General features: G+C 70.8%; 22 protein-coding genes. 9 read left to right on the forward strand and 13 right to left on the reverse strand.

What is annotated here, in order from left to right:
* The first annotated feature begins 135 nt into the window (after window positions 1-135).
* Together mshB and HUX53_RS05105 are read left to right on the forward strand one after the other, a co-directional pair.
* Window positions 136-1044 carry an N-acetyl-1-D-myo-inositol-2-amino-2-deoxy-alpha-D-glucopyranoside deacetylase gene (gene mshB / locus HUX53_RS05100; RefSeq protein WP_176402010.1) on the forward strand — a complete coding sequence of 303 codons (909 nt, stop codon included), beginning with the start codon at window positions 136-138 and terminating at the stop codon, window positions 1042-1044.
* Window positions 1045-1049: 5 nt separating this feature from the next.
* The gene (locus HUX53_RS05105; protein WP_176402011.1) at window positions 1050-1538 is read left to right on the forward strand and encodes a DUF6113 family protein; all 489 of its coding nucleotides are present in this window, start codon (window positions 1050-1052) and stop codon (window positions 1536-1538) included.
* 8 nt (window positions 1539-1546) lie between these two features.
* On the opposite strand, the gene HUX53_RS05110 is transcribed toward HUX53_RS05105, so the two are convergent.
* The 4 genes from HUX53_RS05110 to rocD form a co-directional block, all read right to left on the reverse strand.
* Window positions 1547-3163 (reverse strand): DHA2 family efflux MFS transporter permease subunit, encoded by a 1617-nt coding sequence (locus HUX53_RS05110; RefSeq protein ID WP_176402012.1) that lies wholly within the window; start codon window positions 3161-3163, stop codon window positions 1547-1549.
* Window positions 3160-3789 carry a PadR family transcriptional regulator gene (locus tag HUX53_RS05115; protein ID WP_176402013.1) on the reverse strand — a complete coding sequence of 210 codons (630 nt, stop codon included), beginning with the start codon at window positions 3787-3789 and terminating at the stop codon, window positions 3160-3162. The genes HUX53_RS05110 and HUX53_RS05115 overlap by 4 nt, the downstream gene beginning before the upstream one ends.
* Before the next feature lie 148 nt (window positions 3790-3937).
* Window positions 3938-4906, reverse strand: a complete 969-nt coding sequence (locus HUX53_RS05120; protein WP_176402014.1) for an LCP family protein — start codon at window positions 4904-4906, stop codon at window positions 3938-3940.
* A 328-nt stretch (window positions 4907-5234) separates the two neighbouring features.
* A complete protein-coding gene (rocD, locus tag HUX53_RS05125; RefSeq protein ID WP_176402029.1) occupies window positions 5235-6401 on the reverse strand; it encodes an ornithine--oxo-acid transaminase in 1167 nt (388 codons plus the stop codon).
* 207 nt (window positions 6402-6608) lie between these two features.
* Here rocD and HUX53_RS05130 point away from each other — a divergent pair, with 207 nt between their 5' ends.
* The 4 genes from HUX53_RS05130 (at window position 6609) to HUX53_RS05145 (ending at window position 11081) form a co-directional block, all read left to right on the forward strand.
* Window positions 6609-7064: an Lrp/AsnC family transcriptional regulator gene (locus HUX53_RS05130; RefSeq protein WP_176402015.1), complete on the forward strand. Its 456-nt coding sequence runs from the start codon at window positions 6609-6611 to the stop codon at window positions 7062-7064.
* A gap of 27 nt (window positions 7065-7091) precedes the next feature.
* Complete coding sequence (rraA, locus tag HUX53_RS05135) at window positions 7092-7574, forward strand: ribonuclease E activity regulator RraA (RefSeq protein ID WP_176402016.1); 483 nt, start codon at window positions 7092-7094, stop codon at window positions 7572-7574.
* Window positions 7575-7696: 122 nt separating this feature from the next.
* Window positions 7697-9763, forward strand: a complete 2067-nt coding sequence (locus HUX53_RS05140; RefSeq protein WP_255204947.1) for a M6 family metalloprotease domain-containing protein — start codon at window positions 7697-7699, stop codon at window positions 9761-9763.
* 124 nt (window positions 9764-9887) lie between these two features.
* Complete coding sequence (locus HUX53_RS05145) at window positions 9888-11081, forward strand: hypothetical protein (RefSeq protein WP_176402017.1); 1194 nt, start codon at window positions 9888-9890, stop codon at window positions 11079-11081.
* 84 nt (window positions 11082-11165) lie between these two features.
* Here HUX53_RS05145 and HUX53_RS05150 read toward each other — a convergent pair whose 3' ends face one another.
* From HUX53_RS05150 to HUX53_RS05160, 3 genes are read right to left on the reverse strand one after another with little or no spacing between them, the layout of a single operon-like run.
* Window positions 11166-11741 (reverse strand): TetR/AcrR family transcriptional regulator, encoded by a 576-nt coding sequence (locus tag HUX53_RS05150; protein WP_176402018.1) that lies wholly within the window; start codon window positions 11739-11741, stop codon window positions 11166-11168.
* Between the two features lie 42 nt (window positions 11742-11783).
* Entirely contained in the window at window positions 11784-12338 is a 555-nt protein-coding gene (locus HUX53_RS05155; protein ID WP_176402019.1) for a hypothetical protein, read from the reverse strand.
* A gap of 8 nt (window positions 12339-12346) precedes the next feature.
* The gene (locus HUX53_RS05160; protein WP_176402020.1) at window positions 12347-12685 is read right to left on the reverse strand and encodes a CU044_2847 family protein; all 339 of its coding nucleotides are present in this window, start codon (window positions 12683-12685) and stop codon (window positions 12347-12349) included.
* Between the two features lie 84 nt (window positions 12686-12769).
* Between HUX53_RS05160 and HUX53_RS05165 the strand changes: the two genes are divergently transcribed.
* A complete protein-coding gene (locus tag HUX53_RS05165; protein WP_176402021.1) occupies window positions 12770-13111 on the forward strand; it encodes an MmcQ/YjbR family DNA-binding protein in 342 nt (113 codons plus the stop codon).
* Here the strand turns inward: HUX53_RS05165 and HUX53_RS05170 are convergent.
* The 4 genes from HUX53_RS05170 to HUX53_RS05185 form a co-directional block, all read right to left on the reverse strand.
* A complete protein-coding gene (locus HUX53_RS05170) occupies window positions 13108-13875 on the reverse strand; it encodes a translation initiation factor IF-2 (RefSeq protein ID WP_176402022.1) in 768 nt (255 codons plus the stop codon). The two genes, HUX53_RS05165 and HUX53_RS05170, sit on opposite strands and share 4 nt — an antisense overlap.
* A gap of 49 nt (window positions 13876-13924) precedes the next feature.
* A complete protein-coding gene (locus HUX53_RS05175) occupies window positions 13925-15775 on the reverse strand; it encodes an endonuclease/exonuclease/phosphatase family protein (RefSeq protein ID WP_176402023.1) in 1851 nt (616 codons plus the stop codon).
* 60 nt (window positions 15776-15835) lie between these two features.
* Window positions 15836-17299: a hypothetical protein gene (locus HUX53_RS05180; protein WP_176402024.1), complete on the reverse strand. Its 1464-nt coding sequence runs from the start codon at window positions 17297-17299 to the stop codon at window positions 15836-15838.
* Window positions 17300-17455: 156 nt separating this feature from the next.
* Window positions 17456-18082 carry a TetR/AcrR family transcriptional regulator gene (locus tag HUX53_RS05185; RefSeq protein WP_176402025.1) on the reverse strand — a complete coding sequence of 209 codons (627 nt, stop codon included), beginning with the start codon at window positions 18080-18082 and terminating at the stop codon, window positions 17456-17458.
* An 87-nt stretch (window positions 18083-18169) separates the two neighbouring features.
* Here HUX53_RS05185 and HUX53_RS05190 point away from each other — a divergent pair, with 87 nt between their 5' ends.
* Complete coding sequence (locus HUX53_RS05190) at window positions 18170-19615, forward strand: MDR family MFS transporter (RefSeq protein WP_176402026.1); 1446 nt, start codon at window positions 18170-18172, stop codon at window positions 19613-19615.
* A 48-nt stretch (window positions 19616-19663) separates the two neighbouring features.
* Here HUX53_RS05190 and HUX53_RS05195 read toward each other — a convergent pair whose 3' ends face one another.
* Together HUX53_RS05195 and HUX53_RS05200 are read right to left on the reverse strand one after the other, a co-directional pair.
* Complete coding sequence (locus HUX53_RS05195) at window positions 19664-20254, reverse strand: dihydrofolate reductase family protein (protein ID WP_176402027.1); 591 nt, start codon at window positions 20252-20254, stop codon at window positions 19664-19666.
* Window positions 20255-20302: 48 nt separating this feature from the next.
* Window positions 20303-20872 carry a TetR/AcrR family transcriptional regulator gene (locus tag HUX53_RS05200; protein WP_176402028.1) on the reverse strand — a complete coding sequence of 190 codons (570 nt, stop codon included), beginning with the start codon at window positions 20870-20872 and terminating at the stop codon, window positions 20303-20305.
* A gap of 88 nt (window positions 20873-20960) precedes the next feature.
* Here HUX53_RS05200 and HUX53_RS05205 point away from each other — a divergent pair.
* Window positions 20961-22343: MDR family MFS transporter (locus tag HUX53_RS05205; RefSeq protein WP_217919098.1), on the forward strand; the 1383-nt coding region annotated here is incomplete at its 3' end.

Below are 22343 nucleotides of genomic sequence, written 5' to 3' on the forward strand. Positions count from 1 at the left end.
GCGCATCGCGGAGCCGCGTCACCGGGCCCGGGCACCGGCGGGGGCGGCTGAGCCGGGCCCGGTGACGCGGCTCCGCGATGCGCGGGGCAGGGCGGTCATCGCCGTGGTGCCGGGCCCTGAGTAGGCTCGTTGACTATGAAGGAGCCGCGGATCCTGTTCGTCCACGCCCATCCGGACGACGAGTCCATCGGGACCGGGGCGACCATGGCCAAATACGCCGCCGAGGGCGCCCACGTCTGTCTCGTCACCTGCACCCTCGGCGAGGAGGGCGAGATCATCCCGGACGAGCTGCGCCACCTGGCGTCCGACAAGGAGGACGCCCTCGGCGAGTACCGGATCGGGGAGCTCGCCGCGGCCTGCGCCGCGCTCGGCGTCCGCGACCACCGCTTCCTCGGCGGCGCGGGACGCTGGCGCGACTCCGGCATGATGGGCGCGCCCACCAACGACGACCCGCGCTGCTTCTGGCGCGCGGACGTCGACACCGCCGCGGCGGACCTCGTCGCGGTCATCCGGGAGATCCGGCCGCAGGTGATCGTCACCTACGACGAGCGCGGCAACTACGGGCATCCCGACCACATCCAGGCGCACCGCGTCGCGTGGCGGGCGTTCGAGCTGGCCGCCGACCCGGCGTTCCAGGACGGCGCCGAGCCGTGGCGGGCCGACAAGTTCTACGCCTACGCCACGCCCCGGACCGTCCTCGCGCGGGCGATCGCGGTGATGCGGGAGGCGAAGCTGCCGTTCGCGCGCGTCGCCGGGCTGGACGAGCTGGGCTCCGGGGTCCCCGACGGGGAGGTCACCACGGTCGTGGACGCCCGCGCCCACCTGCCCGCCAAGCTCGCCGCGCTGCGCGCCCACCGGACCCAGATCGTCGTCGCCCCCGAGCAGGTCGGGCCGTTCTTCGCGCTGTCGAACAACCTGGGTCAGCAGGCTTTCGGCACCGAGTACTTCATCCTCCAGGCCGGCGAGCAGGGGCCGCTCGGCCCCGGCCGCCGCGAGCGGGATCTGTTCGCGGGCCTGCCGGACGCGCACGACTCGATAGCCTGACTTCCGTGCACAAGGACGACGACGAGGCGGGTATCAGCCTCGCCAAGTACGGCCTCCCGGCGGACGGCGGCGGGTCCGGCCCGGCCAAGGAGGGCCCGCTGGACGCGTTCGTGTCCGGTGCCGCCTACGCGGCCCTCGCCCTGCTCGGCGGGGTGTTCGGCGTGGTCGGCTCGTTCGCCCAGGACTGGACGGTCGGCCCGGTACCGGTCGTGGCGATCGTCCTGGTGGCGCTGGTCTTCGCGATGGCGCGGCTGTCCGGCCTGGGGATGGGCGGACGGCTCGGTGCGACGATCCCCGCGGTCGTGTGGGGCGTCGTGGTCTTCATCCTGTCGATGCGCCGCACCGAGGGCGACCTCGTCGTCCCCGGCACCCTGGCCGGATACCTGTTCATCATCGGCGGGATGGTCGCCGCCGTGGTCGGGATCATGATGGTGCCGCCGGCCCGCCCGCCGGGCGACTGGCTGCTCGGCAGGGCGGGCCGTACCCGCGAGTAGCGGCGCGGTCAGGACGCCATCGGCGCGGGCTCGGCGTCCAGCTGCGCCGGGGCCGTGTTGCTCTTGTGGCCCTTCAGCGACAGGCAGGCGGCCGCGCTGAGCAGGACCACGACGATCGGCAGCCACATCGTCGGCTTCATCGCGTGCACGAAGCCGTGCGAGAAGACCTGCCCGGCCAGCTCGTGGACGCGGTGCGCGACGTTCGGCGGGACGCCCGCCGGAAGCTGCTGCTTCGCGCCGCTCTGACCGGCGCCGACCTCAAGGCCGCCCTTGGCCGCGTTCGCGAACCCCTGCACGAAGCCGGTGCGCACGTCGGGCGGCAGCCCGGCGGAGCGGGCCGCCGCCTCGTCCCGCAGCGAGGACGCGAGCTGGTTCTGCAGGACGGCGCCGACCGCCGCGCTGCCCAGCACCGACCCGACCTGCCGGATCGTGTTGTTGACGCCGGACGCGGCGCCCGCGAGGCGCGGCGGGACGTTCCGGGTCGCCTCGGTCGCCATCGGCGCGAACACGCCGCCGATGCCGATCCCGGCCACGACGAGCGCGGGGATGAACGCCTTCCAGTCCGTCCCGACCTCGGCGACGACGACGATCCACACCATGCCCGCCGCGTAGAGGGTGAGGCCGGCCATCAGGATGAACTTGCCGCCGATCCGGTCGGACAGCCGTCCCGCCATGGGCGCGAGGAACATCGACACGACCGACGACGGCGCCATGACGAGGCCCGCCTTGAGGGCGCTGAAGCCCAGCACCGACTGCAGGTAGATCGTCATCGGCAGGAACATGCCGATCATGCCGACCGAGACGGCCGCGCCGACGAAGTTCAGCACGGTGAAGTTGCGGTCCTTGAACAGCGAGAACGGGACGAGCGGCTCACCGTCCTGCTTGCCGCGCTGGTGCACGACGAAGATCACGAACAGCGCGATCCCGGCGGCGATCAGCCCCCAGATGCCCTCGTTCCACTCGTACTTCTGGCCCTCGGTGAGCGCGAACGTGAGGCAGAACAGCGAGGTGGACGCCAGCAGCACGCCGACGGCGTCGAACCGGTGCCGGACGGTCCGGGTGTGGCCGGGCAGGATCGGCACGGCCATGGCCAGCACCAGGACGCCGATCGGCAGGTTCACGAAGAAGATCCACCGCCAGTCGAGGCTGGTGACGAGCAGCCCGCCGATCGTCGGCCCGGCGATCGTGGACACCCCGGCGACCGCGCCCCACACGCCGAGCGCGGCGCCGCGCCGCTCCGGCGGGAACACGCTGATGATCATCGACATGGTCTGCGGCATGAGCAGCGCCGCGCCGAGCCCCTGCACGCCGCGGGCGGCGATCAGCTGCGCCGGGTCCTGCGCGATGCCGCACGCCAGGCTGGACAGCGTGAACAGCGCCACCCCGGCGATGAACAGGTTCTTCTTCCCCCACAGGTCGCCGAGCCGGCCGGCGGTGATGAGCAGCACCGCGAGCACCAGGATGTAGGCGTTGACGACCCACAGCACCTCGTCCAGCGAGGCGTCCAGCTTGTCGATCATGCTCGGGATCGCGATGTTCACGATCGTCAGGTCGAGCAGCGTCATGAAGAATCCCAGGGACAGCGTGAGCAGGATCGCCCAGGGATTTCCGCGCCATCTGCTCATGAGTCCCCCTTGTCGTCATGGCGTGGTGGTCGTGGCCGCGGGTGGCAGCGGATCTGCACCTCGTCGTCCTTCCAGGTGAGGTGGCCGGAATCCAGGTCGCCGACCAGCCCGCGCACGAACTCCAGCTCGCCGCGCACCCGCGCGATCATCCATTCCTGGTCGAGCAGCTTGTACCGGTCGAGGCCCTGCTTGCGCAGCGAGTCGTGCGCCGCCTGGTGCCCGGCGAGCGCCGCCTCCAGCGCGACCGTGCGGCTGCGCAGGAGCCGGGCGACCTCGTCCTCGGGCAGCAGGTTGACGAACGCCAGCCCGGTGCCGAACAGCGGGAACTCCTCGACCGGGTCGTGCAGCAGCTCGGCCAGCCGGATCTGCGCGGCGTCCCGTCCGGCGGCGGTCACCGCGTAGGTGGTGCGCTCGGGGCGGCGGCCCTCCCGGCTCGTCTCCAGCGGCTCGATCAGCCCGGACGCGGCGAGCCGCTCCACCGAGTGGTACAGCGACCCGTGCGTGATCTTGACGGCCTTGTCGTAGGCGTAGTGGCGGATGCGCTGCTGCATCTCGTACGGGTGCATGGGCCGGTCGCACAGCATCCGCAGCACGGTGAGCGCGAGCGGCGTGAGTGGTCGGGACATGGCAGCGGCCTCATGGTCGATTCCGATTAGTCCACTCAGACTAATCCAACCGGACCGACTAAGTCACCTTTTTTGTATATCGACCGTCCTCCAGCCCCCACCCGCCGCCATTCAACGGACGAGCTCCGCTCGACTGGGCACACGCAGGTCAGCGCACGGCGTCCACCGAGTTGGCCGCGCCGTTGCGGGACACGTAGTCGCCCACCCGGTCCTCCCGGACGACGGTGAACAGCGCCCGCACGCCATCATCGTCCAGCAGTACGACACTCTGCCCGTCCCGCTCGGCCGGCTTCGCGACCGGGGTGGTCAGGTACTCCATCAGCGACGTCTTCAGCAGCCGGTGCGCGAGCCCGCGCAGCGTCCCGGCGGTCACCGAGTCGTCCACGGTCACCGAGCCGGTCACGGCCCGGATGAACCGGTCGATCTTGAGCGGGTTGCGGGTGTCCAGCGCCTTCTCCGCCAGCGCGTGCATGAACGCCTGCTGCCGCTTGATCCGGTCGAGGTCCCCGTTCGGCAGGTTCCACCGCTGCCGGACGAAGTCGAGCGCCTCTTTGCCGTCCAGGTGCTGGTGCCCCGCCTTCCACCGGCGGTCGTGCATCGGGTCGAAGGTGTCCTTGGTGATGGTCACGTCAACGCCGCCGAGCGCGTCCGTCATCTTCACGAACCCGCTGAAATCAAGCGCCGCGTAGTGGTCGATCCGCACCCGCGTGAGCTGCTCCACGGTACGGATCAGCAGCGACGGCCCGCCATACGCGAACGCCGCGTTGATCTTCGTCGTCCCGTGCCCCGCGACGGCCACCCACCCGTCCCGCGGAATCGAGATCAGCGAGACCCGGTCACCCCGCCCCGACAGATGCACCAGCATGATCGTGTCGGCCCGCGCCCCCATCGACGGAATGTCCGCGCGCCGGTCGGACCCGATCAGCAGCCAGTTCTCCCCGCGCCCACTGTCCGACGGCCGCCCGGCCCCGGTCGGCAGCGCCCCCGTGACCCGCTTGACCTCCCCGTTGTAAGCACGTTGCAACAGGTAGAGCCCGCCCGCGAGCAGCAGCAGGACCCCCACCGCCAGCCCGCCGCAACCGATCACGACCCGACGCCGGCCCCTGTTCCGCAGCATGCTCCCCACACTGCCGAGCCGCCCCCTCCAAGCCACCACGCCGTGCGGCCCCAGGCCAACTCTTTGACCCCACACGGGTTTGCATTACCAAGCGAAACGCCGCCGGGCCCCATTGACCGACGGCGTTCCAGTCCCGGCGACGACCGACCCAAACGCGGAACCGCCTCCTGCGCGGTGCGCGTCTCCCGCGCGGTGCGGGTGCCCTTTACGCAGGGCGGCCGTCTCCTGCGCGGGGCGGCCGTCTCCTGCGCGGGGCGGCCGTCACTTACGCGGGGACGTCGGCTCAGGCGCCCCCCGGGCGCCTGAGCCGACGGCACCGCAATTGTTTTCAGCCCTTTAGGGCTATTTCTAGTTGGTCCAGGGCCCAGTCGAGGTCGGCGGGCTCGATGACCAGTGGGGGTGCTAGGCGGAGGGTGGTTTCGTGGGTTTCCTTGGCGAGGACGCCCAGGTCCATGAGGCGCTCGCTGACCGGGCGGGCCTTGCCGTGCAGTTCGACGCCGGCCCACAGGCCGCGGCCGCGGACCTCGCGGACGAGGTCGGTGGGGAGGTGGCCGAGGCGCTCGTGCATGTGGGCGCCCAGGGTGCGGGAGCGTTCCTGGAACTCGCCGGTCTTCAGGATCGCGATGACCTCGCGGGCGATGGCGCAGGCGAGCGGGTTGCCACCGAAGGTGGAGCCGTGCTGGCCGGGCTTGAAGACGCCCAGGATGTCGCGGTCGGCGACGACGGCGGAGACGGGCATGATGCCGCCGCCGAGGGCCTTGCCGAGGATGTAGATGTCGGGGACGACGTCCTCGTGCTCGACGGCGAACGTGGTGCCGGTGCGGCCGAGGCCCGACTGGATCTCGTCCGCGATCATCAGCGTGCCGTTGGCGGTGCAGAGGTCGCGGACGGCGCGCAGGAAACCGCTCGGCGGGACGTTCACGCCGGCCTCGCCCTGGATCGGCTCGATCAGCACGCCGACCGTGGCGCCGTCCATCGCGGCCTTGAGCGCCTCGACGTCCCCGTACGGGACGGTCCGGAAGCCCGGCGTGTAGGGGCCGTAGGAGTCGCGGGCGTCCGGGTCGGTGGAGAAGCTGATGATCGTGGTGGTGCGGCCGTGGAAGTTGCCCTCGAACGTGATGATGTTCGCCTCGCCGGCCGGGACGCCCTTGACCTCGTAACCCCACTTGCGGGCCGTCTTCAGCGCCGTCTCGACGGCCTCGGCGCCGCTGTTCATCGGCAGCACCATGTCCTTGCCGCACAGCTCGGCGAGCTCGGACACGAACGGGCCGAACTGGTCGTGGTCGAACGCGCGGCTGACGAGCGTGACGCGGTCGAGCTGCCGCTTGGCGGCCGCGGTGAGGCGCGGGTTGCGGTGCCCGAAGTTGACCGCCGAGTAGGCGGCCAGCATGTCGAGGTAGCGGCGGCCCTCGGGGTCGGTCAGCCACACGCCGTCCGCCTCGGCGACCACGATGGGGAGAGGGTGGTAGTTGTGCGCGCTGTGGTCCTCGGACATCGCTCGCAGCTGGTCGGTCGGCGTCACGACGCTCCTTCGCGGCTCGGCCCGGCCGGTCGGGCCGGGGCATGGCTGGGACACCGGACGCGGGTCCGGTGCCGAGGGAGGAAGGCCGGGCGGGTCAGGTGGCCGCCGGTCCACTTCCCAGCGTATGTTCGGAAATGACCGCCGACCAATGACGAAAACCGACTTCGGGGGTGTTATTTGTTGCGTCTTGACGACCTGGACCGCCGAATCGTTGCGCGGCTCCTGGAGGACGGCCGCGCCTCCTACGCGCAGATCGGCGACAGGGTCGGACTGTCGGCTCCGGCGGTGAAGCGGCGGGTCGACCGGCTGCGCTCGGACGGCGTGATCAACGGCTTCGCGGCGGTCGTCGATCCGGCCGCGCTCGGCTGGACGACGGAGGCGTTCATCGAGATCTTCTGCACGGGCGCGACGTCCCCGGAGCAGATCTACTCCAGCGTCCGCGGCCATCCCGAGGTCGTCGCGGCGTACACGATCAGCGGCGACGCGAGCGCGCTGGTGCACGTCCGGGCGCGCGACATCCAGCATCTGGAGCAGGCCCTCGAACGGCTGCGCCGCGAGGACAACATCACCGCGACGAAGACCTCGATCGTGCTGTCGCGGCTGATCGGGCGCCCCACCGACGCGCCTTCGGGCTGACGGGTTACCGTTCAGTAGGCTGCCGTCATGGACTTCGCGACCGCTGACCTCATCGACGACTTCGGGGACGAGCTGCGCAGCTGCGAGACGCAGTTCCGCCAGTACGGGGCGCGGACGACGTTCGCCGGTCTGGTCTCGACCGTCCGCTGCCACCGCGACAACGGCCTGGTGAAGAAGCTCCTGAACAGCCCGGGGGAGGGGCGGGTCCTGGTCGTGGACGGGGCGGGTTCGCTGGCGTCCGCGCTGATGGGGGACATGATCGCCGCCGCGGCGGTGGCGAACGGCTGGTCCGGCGTGGTGATCAACGGCGCGGTCCGGGACGTGGCGGCGATCCGCGAGCTCGACCTCGGCGCGAAGGCGCTCGGCTCGAACCCGCGCAAGAGCGCCAAGGACGGCGCCGGCGAGGTGGACGTCCCGGTGTCGTTCGGCGGCGTGGAGTTCCGTCCGGGCGACTGGCTCTACAGCGACGAGGACGGCATCGTCGTCGCCGGGCGCGAGCTGCCGCTGTGACCTGGGCGCATCGCGCGACATGCCAGGACATTCGGCACAAGATCGGCTAAGTCGGCCCTAGCACGGCGGAACCACCTGTTCTTACCTACCTCTCAGCAACCCACCTGAGAGGTAGGGGAGACATGCGCGCGAAGAAGATGCTGCTGGTGCCCGCGGCGGCGATGGGGCTGGTCACGGGCCTGGCGGCGGCTCCCGCCGCCGCGCAGCCGCGACCGCCGGTCCCGGAGCCGACCGCGAACCCGTGGCAGATGCGGCACTGGCCGCAGACGCAGCCGTGGCAGCGCGAACAGCCGTCCGCCCGCACGTTCGCGGCCGGCGCACCGCGTCCCATCGACCCGCAGAACTACGAGCTTCCCGACACGATGACCTGGGACGACTACAAGTCGATTCCCGGCACGTCGTGGTCGGACCCGTCCCGGCAGGGGTCGGTACGCAACTTCAACGTCGCGGTGGTCCTGGTCGACTACGCGAACCAGCCGTTCGAGGTGACGCAGCCGAAGAACTCGTCCATCTTCGGCAACCCGGCCGAGGTCGGGGACGTCCCGCGCGACGAGGTCGCCAAGTTCTACCAGGACTTCCTCAACAAGCCGCAGCAACTGAACCACGGCCACACGATGCACGAGTACTGGATGGAGGACTCCGGCGGCCGGTACGGGGTGAACCTGACCGGGTTCGGCGCCTACCAGATGCCCGCGAAGGACCACGAGTACGGCGTCGACGGCATGCAGGGCGGGACGGGCTGCCCGTCCGGCGACACCTGCAACCGCGACCTGCGCGCGGACGCCCGCGGCGCCTGGGTCGCCGACGTCGGCGAGGAGGAGGCCGCCAAGTACGACTTCGTCTTCTTCCTCAGCGCCGGGCAGGACGAGTCGTCCACCTGGCAGGAGTTCGGCGAGATGAAGTTCGGCACGCCGGAGAACGTCCCGGACGAATGGGGACCGGGCGACCCGAGCCTGCCGAACTGGGTGAAGACCCGGTACATCCCCTGGACGTCCTGGCAGGCGGGCTCCATGATCTGGCCGAACGCCATCCCGGGCGTCTCGTCCACCCAGGCGGAGAGTTCCGGCATGTCGGTCTATGCCCACGAGTTCAGCCACATCCTGGGCATCGGCGACAACTACAACAACCCGTACAGCGACCCGCCGCGCCGCGCCTACAGCGGCCCGTGGGACATGCTCAGCCGCGGCACGTTCAACGGGCCCGGCGGCCCGCACAGCCGCTGGACGGTCCCGGCGACGGGCGGCGGGTCCATGGGCGCGCAGCACATGCTCCGCAACAAGATGAAACTGGGCATGGTCGACGCGGGCAAGGTCCTGCAACTCGATCGGGACGCGCTCGCCGCGTCCGGCATGGTCGTCGCCAAGGTGACGGCCCGCTCCGTCGAGCCGCGCGCCGACGGCCTCGCCGGCGTCAACGTGAAGCTCGGTGAAGGCGGCGACAAGAGCCCGGCCTGCGACACCGGATCCGACCCGCTCTGCGACGGCGGCGGTTACGACAACTACACCATCGAGGTCGTCGACCGGATGGGCACCGACTCCTTCACCCCCGACTCCGGCGTCCTGCTGGCGAAGACGAAGGACCGCGACCGCGCCCCGTTCATCTGGGTCAAGGACGCAAACCCGCAGGACATCGACAAGGTCGACTTCGTCCTCCCCGACGGCACGCCGAAGAAGATGACGATCGGCGACTACCGCCAGCTGTCGGACGCCCTGTACCACGCGGGCACGAACTCGGGCAGCGAGTACGAGTACGTCGACGAGGCGAACCGGCTGCACTTCTACGTCCTCAACCTGAAGCGCGACCGTCGCGGAGTGCTGTCCTACACGGTCGCGATCAGTTCACTGGACGGCGCCGGACCGCAGCGGCGCGGCGTGAAGCTGACCTCCGGCCACGCACGCCCGACCGGCTCCGGCTGGACGAAGTGCACGATGACGCTGCGCAACACCGGCCGCGGCGGCGACGGCTACCACGGCTCGGACGTGTTCCGGTTGAACGCCGACGTGTCCGGCCGCGGCTGGACGACCTGGCTGCCGAACGAGCTGGCGACCGCCGAGGCGCGGGGCCGCATGCGCGTCGAGGTCTGGGCGAAGGCCGCCCCGGGCGCGTCCCGCCACGCGCGGCTGCGGCTGACCGGCACCTCGGAGAGCGACCCGTCCAAGTCCGACTCGGGCACCTGCCACCTGCGCTGATGCCCTATGGGGGCGGGCTCCGGAAGGGGCCGCCCCGCCCGGGTAAAGCCAAGTTGCCTTTCCCTAGGACATGTCGGAGCCGTCCGTAGCGCCGGCCCAAGATACGTTGCGAACCGTGATGATCATGCAGCGTACAGTGATCGGGCTCAGGCGGCCGGGCGTCGCCGTCCTCGCGGCCGGTGCCGCGCTCGTGGCCGTCCCGGGCGTCGCCCACGCGTCCGCGGTGCCCGCGCAGGCCCCGGCGGACCTCAACCCCAGCGATTTCGTCCTCCGCCGCGGCCCCGACCGCAGCGCGTCGCTCCGCGCCCTCGACCGCGCGCTCGACCGGAGCGGCGTCAACGCACTGATCAACTCGTCCGGCCAGCGGAAGATGGGCCGCGGTTGCGCCCGCGCCGCCGGCGTGCCCGCCCACTCGGTCGTGTACTGCTTCAACCGGACCGACTCCACCACCCGCAGCTGGGTCCCGCAGGGCGTCACGACCGTCTCGGACGCGGCCGGGGGCGAACGCTGGGCGGGCGGCGGCCGGCCGATCCTCGTGTCCTGGCACGACAGCGGCAAGGTCAGGCTCACCTTCGTCAACCCGGACCGCCGCACCTACCGGCACGTCCTCCTCGTCGAGCCGAAGCAGAACAGCTACACCGACATCGGCATCCACGCCGGCGGCATCGCCTGGTACGGCAACAAGCTCTACGTCGCCGACACCCGCCACGGCGTCCGCGAGTTCGACATGCGCCAGATCTACGACCTGGCCAAGAGCAAGCGGGGCTCGACCGCCCACTCCTCCTGGGTCGGCCTCCACCACGGCAAGTACTACGGCCACGGCTTCCGCTACGTGATGCCGCAGACCGGCAACTGGGAATTCGCCAACGGCAAGGTGCGCGGCAAGTGCCGGGGCACCGGCCCGATCCGCATGTCCTGGCTCTCCATCGACCGCACCACCTGGCCGCACTCCCTCGTCGCGGGCGAGTACTGCCGTCCGAACTGGCCCCAGGGCCGGGTGGTGACCTGGAACCTGGGGGCTTTGTCGGGCGGCGGCACGGCCCGTCCCAGTTGGGGCGCCGAACTCCCGGCCGACAAGATCCAGGGCGCCGTCCGGACGCACGGCCGCTGGTGGTTCACCCAGAGCCACGGCCACAAGCACGGCACTCTCCTCACCACCTACCCCACCTCACGAGGCTGGGCCAAGGTGAAGCGCAGCACGATCTCCTACGGCCCCGAAGACCTCTCCTGCTACCGAGGCCAGCACCGAATCTGGACGGTAGCCGAACACGCCGGCCGCCGAGCCCTCTGGTCCTTCCGAGCAAACTCCTGCCACTGACGACACGAAGGGCCGGGACGGTGAGGTCCCGGCCCTTCCGCGCACCCGCGAATTGAGCATCGAGTTCGTCCCCGGGACGTGAATTCACAGCGAGAGCATCGCGGTGTCGGCGATGCGCTGGAGTGTCGCGCGGTCGGCGCCGCCGCGCGCAGCGACCTGGATGCCGCTGACCGTCGCGATCACGAAGTGCGCCAGTGCTTCCGCGTCCTTGCGCGCGTCGATCTCGCCCGCGCGCATCCCGTCCGCGATGGCAGCCTTGAGAACTGCGAACCGCTGCCGCCGGTGCCGTTCGAGCCGCCCGGCGATGTCCGGGTCATGCGGCCCTAACTCCACCGTCGAATTCACGACCAGGCACCCCGCCGGATCGTCCTCGCCCGGCGCGACGGCCCACTCCAGCACAGTGCGCAGCCGCTCCCGCACCGGCTTCTCACCGTCCTGCATCAGTTGGACGAGCCGGGCGGTCCGGTTGTCCATGTAGTGCGTCAGCGCCTTGAGGAACAACTCGCGCTTACTCGCGAACGTGTTGTAGATGCTGCTGCGCCCAAGCCCGGTCGCCGCGCACAACTCCTGCGTGGACGTCGCTTCATACCCATCCGCCCAGAACGCCCGCATGGCCGCCTCGACGGCCCGCCCCTCATCGAACTTCCTAGGCCGCCCCATACCCGCACGCTAACACTTTATAGACCGTCCGATCCAATACGATCAGGGCGTCACGGCGACCTGGACGGGCCGGCTGTCGTCGCCTTGGGTGAGCACGCCGCAGCCCGGGACGCGGCCGTCCGACGTCGGCCCCTCCAGCAGCAGGACGGCGCACGCCGGCGGGTCGAGGTTCAGGTAGACCTCGTCCTCGGGTGACCTTTCCAGGTGGCGGAGGAGCTTGCCCGTCAGTCCTCTGACCTGTATCGAAGTGGCGGCATAGATTCCGGCTGACACGCGGGGCGGGCCGGGACGGCGGAAATCCGCGGCCAGGTCGCGCGCCTGGTCTGGTCCGGCGAGTTGCGCGGGGGGCACCTGGATCGGCGCGGCGAGTTCCAGGACGGCGACGTCACCCAGATCGCCCAAGCGCTGCCAGCCGCCCCGCCGCACGACCTTGACGGGCAGGTCCTCCAGCAGGCCCGGGAACCCGACGCGTGCTTCGTCCAGCCCGTGGACGGTGTGGGCGCAGGTCAGCAGCCGCGTCTCGGTGACGAGGAACGCCGCGCCGAGCTTGCCGCCGGACGGGTGGCCGACCCAGGCGCGCCACTGCCAGTCGTCCACGATGCCCGCTACGCCCCTTCCGCGGCCCCGGCGCTCGGCTGCCCCCACGTCATCTTGACCTTGAGGTGCCCCTCGATGGAAGTCTTCGCGATGACGGCCCCGGCCGCCGCGTTCAGCTTGACGCCGAACTCCAGCTCGACCGCGTCGGGGTTCAGGTCGCCGCCGCGCAGCGCCGCGAGCGCCGACTGGGCCGCCTCCCGGACGCCGGCGAGCGCGTCCTCGAACTTGCCCGCCGCCTCGTGGAAGATCTCGCCGGTCCGCGACACCGACTGGAATCCGGGTTCCCGGTCGTCGCTCTCCACGACGATCGTCCCCTGCTCGGTCTGCCAGCGCACCAGTTCGTTCATGACCGCCCCCTCACGCAGGCAAATCTAACAAGACCGTCGGTACCGGGTGCTTTGCTGGGGAAACCGCGGCCACAGGAGGACACGATGATCACGGTCGAGCAGGTGCGGGCCCTCGTGAGGACGCTGCCGCGCACCTCCGAACACCTCATCCGCGACCAGGTGAAGTTCCGCGTCGGCTCCATCGTCTACGTCGCGTTCTCGCGGGACGAGACCGTAATGGGTTTCGCCTTCCCCAAGGAGGAACGCGCCGCGCTGGTGGCGTCCGAACCGGCGAAATTCCACCTGCCCCGAGAATCCGACATGCGCTTCAACTGGGTGCACGCCTGGGCGGAAGCACTCGACGAGCGAGAAATGCAGGAACTGGTCATCGACGCGTGGCGGATGGTCGTCCCGAAGAAGGTCGCCGCCGCCCGCCTCGGCCTTTAGTGAGGCGGCGGCATCGGGTCGATGGCGTTGCCGGCGCTGCACCCGCCCTCGCCGAGCATGCGCTGGATCCTGGGTGGTGACCACACGCTGGTGCGTTCCGGCGCGACGCGGGCGAGGACGCAGTCGAACGCATCCGACAGGTACGGCCTCACCTTCAATACGAGGCCGACGACGTCGCCCTCGGTCATGAATTCCCGGCTGATCGCCGGGTCGAGACGCAGCGACGCGACCGAGGCCCGGACCTTCGCTTCGTCCGCTCTGCCCCCAGCCGGGACGCGCGGCAGGACCTTCTGCAGCTTCTTCTCCGGGATGTCGGGCGTCTTCGGCCACGGCCCGAAGTCCATCGGCTTCCCCGGCGGGCATTTCACGAGGCGGGTCTCGTAGTCATGCCATTCGGTCCTCGTCGAGAACCGCATCTGGAAACAGCGCTGCACGGTGACGGTCGCGCCGGGGAACGGCCCGGGTTCCGGCCCCGTCCCCGAGACCCGGACGACGAGGACGACCCCCGCCCCGGCGGTCGAGGTGCCCCGCACGCGCAGCACCTCGACGCCGTCGAGATCCGTCGCCCGGCGTGCCAGGTCCCGCGCGGGCCACACCCGGGCGGTGTAGAGCTTGTCGCCGGCGCCGTCGGCGGCCTTGCGCGCGTTCGCGGTGGCAGGGTCCTCGGTCGAGCCGCTCTTCGGCGAGTAGGGGACCTGGCCGCAGCCGGCGGCCAGCAGGACGGCCGGCAGGACGGGGAGCAGGGGGATCGCGAGTCGGCGCATGCGTCCATGATCTTGGATGGAGGCGGGCGGCCGATATCCGCTCATGTACTCATCTGGCGGTGAGTGTCACGGCGATCGCGGGGTGGTCGGAGTAGGGGACGTCCTTGTTCGCCGCGTCGCGTCCGGTCAGGCCGGGCGTGACCAGGACGTGGTCGATCGGCTTCGACCCCGTCACGGGCGTCGCGAACGGGCGGGACGCGGCCAGCGCGTCGGTCAGCCCCGCGTCCATCAGCGTGTGCCAGGGACGGCTTCCCGGCTCCAGGTTGAGATCACCGGCGAGGACGACCTGGCGGCCGTCCCGTGCAGCGGCCGATGCGAGGTCGGCGAGTTGTTCGGCCTGGCCCAGGTCAGACCAGTCCGCGGGGGGCTGCGTGTGCGTGGCGATCACCGTGACGTCGCGGTCCTTCCAGCGCAGCCCCACCGCGAGCGCCTGCGCGCCGGTCGGCCCGCCCTTCATCAGCGGCTTGTTGCGGACGGACGTCACGGGCAGATCGGTCAGCAGCGCGTCACCCCAGACCTCGTCCGCCGCCGGCGCCCAGATCGCCCGCATCCCGAGCCGCTCGGACATCAGCCGCAGCGAGTCCCGGCCGCCGTTCAGCAGCCACGCACGGTCGACTTCGCCGAGGACGACGATGTGCGGGCGCATGGCTCGCAGGACGTCCGCCTGCTGGGTGACGGTCATCGTCCCGTCCAGGCCGTACCCCATGCGCACGTTGTAGGCGGCGATGCGGAGGCCGCCGTCGTCGACGGGCCGCCAGCGCGGGCCGGTGTCGCGCCACAGCGGAATGGCGGCCACCGCGAGCACGGCGACGACGGCGGCAGCCGCGGCCCAGACCTCCAGGCTGTGCTCACGCCGCGGTGCGGGAGCGCGGACGATCAGGGCGGCCACGCCCAGCGCGGTCACGACCGGCACCCAGCGGTTGGGCGTGCCGAGGTCGTAAGCGGAGTAGTAGGCGAACATCAGCACGACGAACAGCAACCAGCCGCCTGCCATCGCCGTCCCGCGCCTGCCAGGCCGGTCGGGGCCGGGGACGGACGCGGCCCAGCCGAGGCAGCCCGCGAGCGCGAACTGGCCGAGCACCTGGGCGGCGACCGTCCAGGACGGTGACACGCCGTGGACGCCGTCCACCGTGGCCCGCCCGGCGGCGAACCCGGCCGCCGATAGGACGAGCCCGGCCGCCGGCACCAGCGGATGCCGTGTCCAGAACCGGGGACGGGCGGCCGCAGCCACCGACAGGGCGGCCGCCGCCGTCACAACCGCCGCCGCGACGCCTCCGGACCATCCCGCGCTGGCCTGCGCGTGCGCCGCGTTGCCCGTCCAGATGCCCCACAGGGGGAACGCCGGCCCGGCGGCGAACCAGATCCGGGGCGCGGCGGGTGTCTCCGAGCCTTCCGGCCGCCTCGTCAGAGTGATCGCGAAAAGTGCCAGGTAGACGGCGAGCGGCAGCCAGGGGACGAGGCCCGTTCGCCACACCAGATCGATGCCCTCGATCGCCGCGTGCAGCGCCGTTGCCGCCGCGAGCCCGGCAACGAAACCGGTCATGGCCGGCGCCGCGTCCCGGACGGTCATCGCGGTCGCGGTCAGCCACACCAGGCCGCCGAGGAGGCCGATGCTGGACGCGTAGAGCTGGGGGTCGCCGCCGTCCGTGAGCTGCAGGACGATCCGGGCGGCCACCAGCAGAACCCCACCGGCGACCGCGAGCCGGGCGGCCGGGGCGAACCGGGCCAACGGGACGGTCAGGAAGGCGGCCACGAACCACGACAGCGCGTACCCGCCCATGACCTCGGCCGGGGTCGAGCCCGCGCTGCCGACGAGCGTGATCAGTGAGGGCAGGAAGACGTGCAGAACGTCCGCGAGCACGACGACGCCCAGCAGGACGTCCCACCGGATACGCGACACCGAGACCTCCCAAGAATGCGAGGAAGTCTCACGTAAGGCGGGGACGGGCGCAAGGGGCCGTCAGGCGTCGGCCGGCTGCGCCTCGGGCTCTGCCGCCTCGACCGGCGCCTGGCCGCCCTCGGCCGGTTTGCGGCGGCCCCACGCCATCGCGGCGGCGAAGCACGCGAACGGCAGGGCGGGGAGCATGTACCGGTAGTCGAAATCCACCGTGATCGGGGGGATCGCCAGGAGGGCGAGACCGGACGTCCAGAAGAGCGCGGTCCGCGCGCGCGCCCGCCGCCATACGATCCCGGCCGCTCCCGCCAGCAGAACGATGCCGAGCACGGTGCCGGGCACCCTCACACGCTCCTGATAGCCGCGCATTAGACCGGCGTACGGTTCCACGATGTGCGTCCGGCCGGTGCCATGCGAGTACTCGTACACGACCGTCCGCCGGTCGCCGCCGCCGAGCACGGGCAGATCCGGCTTACGCGCGGTCGGCTTCGTCGGGAAGTGATACCTGGCCTCAGTACCGATCGTCGGATATTGCGACCGGTGCCATGAGAACGTCCGGACGAAGAAGTCGTACGACACGACCCGCACATAATCGAGCGGCTGATTCCGGATCGCCCAGAACGCGAACCGCTGCGCCCGCTCGTTCGTCTCCTCGCTGAACGATTTACCGTTGGACCACCCGGTCGGCGAATTCGCCTCCCAGATCTGGTGGGACGAGGACGGCCGGTTCTCCTTAGCCCCATACGGGCAGAGACTGGCCAGTTCGGGCGGCGGTGTGTGCGCGTCGCAGTCGGCGAAAGCCGCCGTCCGCCCCCACAGGAAGATGCCGTCCACCCCGGTCATCTGGAAACGGCCGTGCTCCTGCTGGAACCATGTCGCATATGCGCCGACCGGCAGGACGAACGTCACCGCGAGCGCCGCGTACACCGGCCATTTCGTCCGCCGCACCACCAGGTAGAGCACGACGATCATGAACAGCGGCAGCCCGACCGTCCGCGTGACGGCCGCCAGGCCCAGCAGCGCCCCCACCAGGGCCGCCCGCCGCCAGCCGGTCGCGCCCGGCTTCGCCAGCAGCAGCATCGCCCCCAGCACCAGAACGGTGAACAGCGTGTCCGACAGCAGCAGATGCTCAAGCTCGATCTGGTACGAATCCAGCAGGACCGGCGTGACGGCAAGCGCCGCCCACGTCCGCCGCACCTCGAAATCCCGGACGAGCATCCGGTATCCGACGACCGCCAGCCCGACGATCGCCGCATGCTGCAACAACGTCACCAGCGCCAAGCTATGGAATGGCTTCAACACCCAAAGGAAAAGCCCATAGCCGGACGGCCGCAACGGATGCGGGAATGGATCGTCCGCGATCCGCAGGAAGTCATAACTGTCGTTGAACCACAGCACGCCGCGGAATCCCAGCATGGTGATCACCCGCAGGACGATTCCCGCGAGCAGCACTGCCGCGAACAGCCAGTTGCCCTTGACCGAGCCCGCCACGGCCTTCACACGACGATCGGCCAGAGGGGAGAGCAGCACCGGGAACCTAACTGTGGACCGAGCGGGCGGACGAATTTCCCGTGCCGACTGGACATCGGCCGTGTCACGCCGGGGCGGGCCTCCTGGCTGCGTCACCGCTTCCGCCCACGTATCGCCCGAGATCTTACCAGCGCCCCACCAGGCGAAGTCTCGCCGCTACGGCCTCGGTCCGGACGGCAGGCGGCTGCGGACGAGCGGCAGGAAGAGGTCGTCGACGATCGACCGGATGCGGGCGGGCTGGAGGGGCTCGAGGTCCATGAGCAGGTCGTGGCGCACCAGGTCGAACGGCAGGGCGAGCACCCCGGCGGGGATCCGGTCCAGGTCGATCTCACCGCGCTCGTGGGCGCGCCGGTAGATGGTCTGGACGCGGGCGAGCCGCTGCTCGCCCATGATCCGGTCGCGCACCTGGGCGGGGGTGAGCCCGGTGTCGGCCAGAAGCCCCGAGTAGGCGGTGGTCGCGAGGGTGACGAAGAAGGCGGCGCGGGTCTCGCCCATGCCCGTCAGTGCGGCGAGGAGGTCGCCGCGCAGGCTGCCGGTGTCGGGCAGGTCGGCCGTGTGGCGGTTGCGGTAGTGCTCGAGTGCGGCGAGCGCGATCTCGTCCTTGTTGGCCCAGCGGCGGTACAGCACGGCGATGCCGGTGCCGGCGCGGGCGGCGACGGACTCCATGGTCAGCTTCGTGAAGCCGGTCTCGACCAGTTCGTCCCAGGCCGCGTCCAGCAGTGCGGCCTCGAGTTCGGGCCCGCGCCGGCGCCGGCGGGACGGCGCGGAGGCAGATTCGGTCACGTCTCCAGTATAAGGAAGGTTTGCATTCCTTAGCAACGCGTCCTACTCTCGTAAGAGATGGATTCCACTCTTATTTGAGGAGCGACGATGACGGAGACCACCGCGGCGACCCTGTCGCCACAGGTGAAGAAGGCGATGCTGGCGCTGGTCGTCGGCGGCATCGCGGCGATCCTCGACTCGACGATGGTGACGCTGGCGATCCACACCCTGGTGGTGAAGCTGCACTCGACCGCCGGCACGATCCAGTGGGTCACCACCGGCTTCCTGCTGGCGATGGCCGTCGCGATCCCGGTCACCGGCTGGGCGGAGCGCCGCTGGGGCGGCAAACGGCTCTGGATGGCCGCGTTACTGCTGTTCGCGCTGGCCTCGGTGCTGTGCGCGGTGGCGTGGGACGACACCAGCCTGATCGGCTTCCGGGCGCTGCAGGGTTTCAGCGCCGGGCTGATCTTCCCGCTGCTGCAGACGCTCGCGGTGCGCGCCGCGGGCGGGCGGGTCACCAGCCGGCTGATGGCGGCCCTCAGCCTGCCGATCGCGCTCGGGCCGATCCTCGGCCCGGTGATCGGCGGCGTGATCCTGAACTGGCTGAGCTGGCGCTGGCTGTTCCTGGTCAACGTGCCGGTGATCGCCGTCGGACTCGTCCTGGCGTGGCGGTTCCTTCCCGCCGACCGTCCCGAGCCCGCGTCCGGACGCGCGCGCCCGGACTGGATCGGCCTGGCACTGCTCACCCCCGCGCTGACGGGGATCCTGCTCGGCCTCTCGGAACTGTCCGAGGACGGCGGGATCGGCCACGCCGGCGTCCTGGTCCCGCTGCTGGCCGGCATCGCGCTGCTGACCGCGTTCATCGCCTGGGCGTTGCGGCCCGGCGGCCGTCCGGCGATCGTCGACGTCCGCCTGCTGCGCCTGCGGTCGCTCGGCACCGCCTCCGCGGTCCTGTTCACCGCCGGTGCGGCGATGTACGCCGGCATGTTCCTGCTGCCGCTCTACTACCAGCAACTACGAGGCGAGAGCGTGCTGGACGCGGGACTCCTGCTCATCCCGCAAGGGGTCGGCGCACTCGCCGCGCGCTTCATGGTCGGCAGACTGGTCGACCGGTTCGGAGCACGCGCCGTGACGATCGCCGGCTTCCTGCTCGCCGCCGCCGCGACCGTCCCGTTCGCGCTCGCCGGACCGGGCACGAACCTGTGGTGGCTCGCGGCCGTCCTGCTGGCCCGCGGCGTCGGGATCGGGGCGGTGCTGATCCCGCCGATGTCCGTCGCCTACCAGGACATCCAGCCGGCGGGCATCCCGCACGCCACCATGAACACCCGCATCGTCCAGCAGGTCGGCGCCTCGTTCGGCACCGCGATCGTCGCCGTCGCCCTCCAGTCTCTCCTCGCCCACGGCACCACCGGCGCCTTCCAGGGCGCCTTCTGGTGGGCGATCGGCATCACCGTCATAGCGGTCATCCCCGCCCTCGCCCTCCCGACCGGCAACCGACCGGACGCACAATCAACACAAACCGACAAAACCGCAAGGCAGGAGGAGGCAGTATGAGCCCGGCGAAGCAGTCCCAGTCGGGTGTCGCTCACAACCTGGCCAGTGTCAAAGGACGTCGTAGACCAGGTGTGTCGCGGTGGACGTCGGGGTCACGCTTCGCTGGACGAGCGTGCGCCGCGTTCCGCCGGTGAACAGGGGTGTTCCGGCGCCCAGCAGGACAGGTGCGAGGTGCAGCGCCAGCACGTCGACCAACCCGGCGCCGATCGCCGAGCCGATCGTGGCGCCGCCGCCCATGAGGACGACGTCAAGGTCCCCGGCGCGCTCACGCGCGGCGGCGACGGCGTCGGGCAGGCCGGTGGTGACGAACGTCCAGTCGAGGTCGGTGAGCCGCACAGACTCCGGCGGTGAACTCGTCACCACGACGAACGCGGGCTTGCCGACCTCGGCGGCTCCGTAGCCGACGTCGTCGTCCCAGCCGCCCGGTCCGTCGACCACGTCGAAGAGGCGGCGGCCGAGGAGGACGGCGCCGGAGCGGGCCGTCCCCTCGCGCAGGATCCGGCGGTCGTCGGGGTCGTCGGAGAACGCCCAGGTGTGCAGGGCCTCGCCGCCGGTGCCCAGCCCGTTGTCCGGGCCGGGATCGGGCCCGGTGACGAACCCGTCAAGGGAGACCGAGATATCCGCGATGATGCGTGTCATACCAGTGCAGACCCGATCCACCACCCGAACTCACCGCACCCGCGATGGTCAGCGCGTCAGGGGGAGGAAGATCGTGTCGACGATCTCTTCGAGGACGTGGTCGGGCGCGGGGGCGAAGGTCGTGAGCAGTTCGAGGCGCAGCAGGTCGAAGGGGAGGGACTTGATGCGTTCGGTGAGGTGCTCCGGCCTGACCTCGCCGCGGTCGACGGCGCGGTCGAAGAGCACGTCGACCGCCTCCTTGCGTCCGGTCACGACCGGGTCGAACAGGTCGCTGGGGATGGTTCCGGTCTCCTGCCGGTAGCCGGCCAGGTGCGCGCTCATGACGGTGACGAGCTGGACGCGGGTGGCGTTGATCTCCCGCATGAGGGTGAGAATGTCCCCTCGCAGGCTCCCGGTGTCGGGGATGCCGAGGATGGACTTCCGCATGATGTGGACGATGGCCGCCCGGACGAGCTCGTCCCGGTCGGACCAGCGGCGGTAGAGGACGGGAGGGCTGGTGCCCGCGCGCCGGACGACGGCGTCGATGGTGAACCTCGCATAGCCCCGCTCCGCCAGCTCTTCCCAGGCCGCGTCCAGTAGTGCCTTCTCCAGTGCCGCCCCGCGGCGCCGCTCGGCCATCCCGCCCTCCTTAGATAGACTTGCCTATCTAATTCTAGCGGGTTAGTCTGCCTCCGTAAGATAGAGCTCTCTATCCTAAGGAGCGTTCATGGACGCCAACGACGCTCAACCGCCACCCCCAGACTCCGGCCGCATCGCCCTGAGGCGAATGACCCTCACCTTGATCGTCGGCGCGCTCGCCGCCATCTTCGACTCCACGATCATGAGCGTCGCCATCGACGACCTGGCCGACCAACTGCACACCTCGCTCGGCACCGTCCAGTGGGTGAGCACCGCCTACCTGCTGACCCTGGGCGCCACGATCCCGGCGGTCGGATGGGCCCAGTCCGTCCTCGGCGGCAAACGCCTGTGGATCCTCGCGCTGGGCGGGTTCGGCGCCGGCTCTCTGTTGTGCGCCATCGCATGGAACGCCCCCAGCCTGATCATCTTCCGGGTGATCCAGGCCATCGGCGGCGGCACGATGATGCCGCTGATGACCACGCTGATCATGCAGGCGACCAGGGGTCGCGACATCGGCAGGACCATGTCCCTGATCACCGTGCCCACCGCGCTCGGCCCGATCATCGGCCCGGTGCTCGGCGGCCTCATCCTGCACCTGGGCGACTGGCGCTGGATCTTCCTGTTCAACCTGCCGTTCTGCGCCGCCGGCGGCTACCTCGCCGTCCGCCACCTCCCCGCGGACGGCCCCCGCAGCCGCACCCGCCTCGACGCCGTCGGCCTCCTCCTGCTCTCACCCGGCATCGCCGCCGCCATCTACGGCCTGTCGCAACTCGCCGACGGGTTCGCCAGTCTCAAGGCGTGGCCACCCTTGACCGCCGGCCTCGTCCTCATAGCCGCCTACCTCGCCTGGGCGCTCCGCCGCGGACCGGACGCCCTGATCAACGTCCGGCTGCTCCGGCACCGCGCCCTCGCCTCATCATCGGTGCTGGTCTTCCTGTCCGGCGCCGCCCTCTTCGGACCCATGCTGCTGCTGCCGCTGTACTGGCAGCAGGTACGCGGCGAGACCCCGCTCGGCGCCGCGCTACTCCTCATTCCGCAGGGCGTCGGCGCCCTAGCCTCCCGCGCGGTCGGCGGCCGCTACATGGACCGCTTCGGCCCGCGTCCGGTAGCCGTCGCCGCCCTCGCCGCCACCTGCTCCGCCACCGTGCCGTTCGGCTTCGTCACCGCCACCACGAGCAACATCGCGCTGATGGCGACCCTCTTCGTCCGAGGCCTCGGACTGGGCGCCGCCATGATCGCCCTCATGGGCGCCGCCTTCATCGGCCTGGAACACCAGGAGATCCCGGGCGCGTCCATCATCAGCCGAGTCGCCCAACAGGTAGGCGGCTCCGCCGGCACCGCACTCCTAGCCATGATCCTGCAACAAGCCTCCACAAGCGCCGTCACCCCCGCCGCCCTGGCCTCCGGCTTCGCCAACGCCTTCTGGTGGGCCACCGCCTTCACAGCCACAGCCGTCCCCCTCGCCCTCCTC

This window comes from Actinomadura sp. BRA 177 (assembly GCF_013372625.1).
Lineage (GTDB): Bacteria > Actinomycetota > Actinomycetes > Streptosporangiales > Streptosporangiaceae > Spirillospora.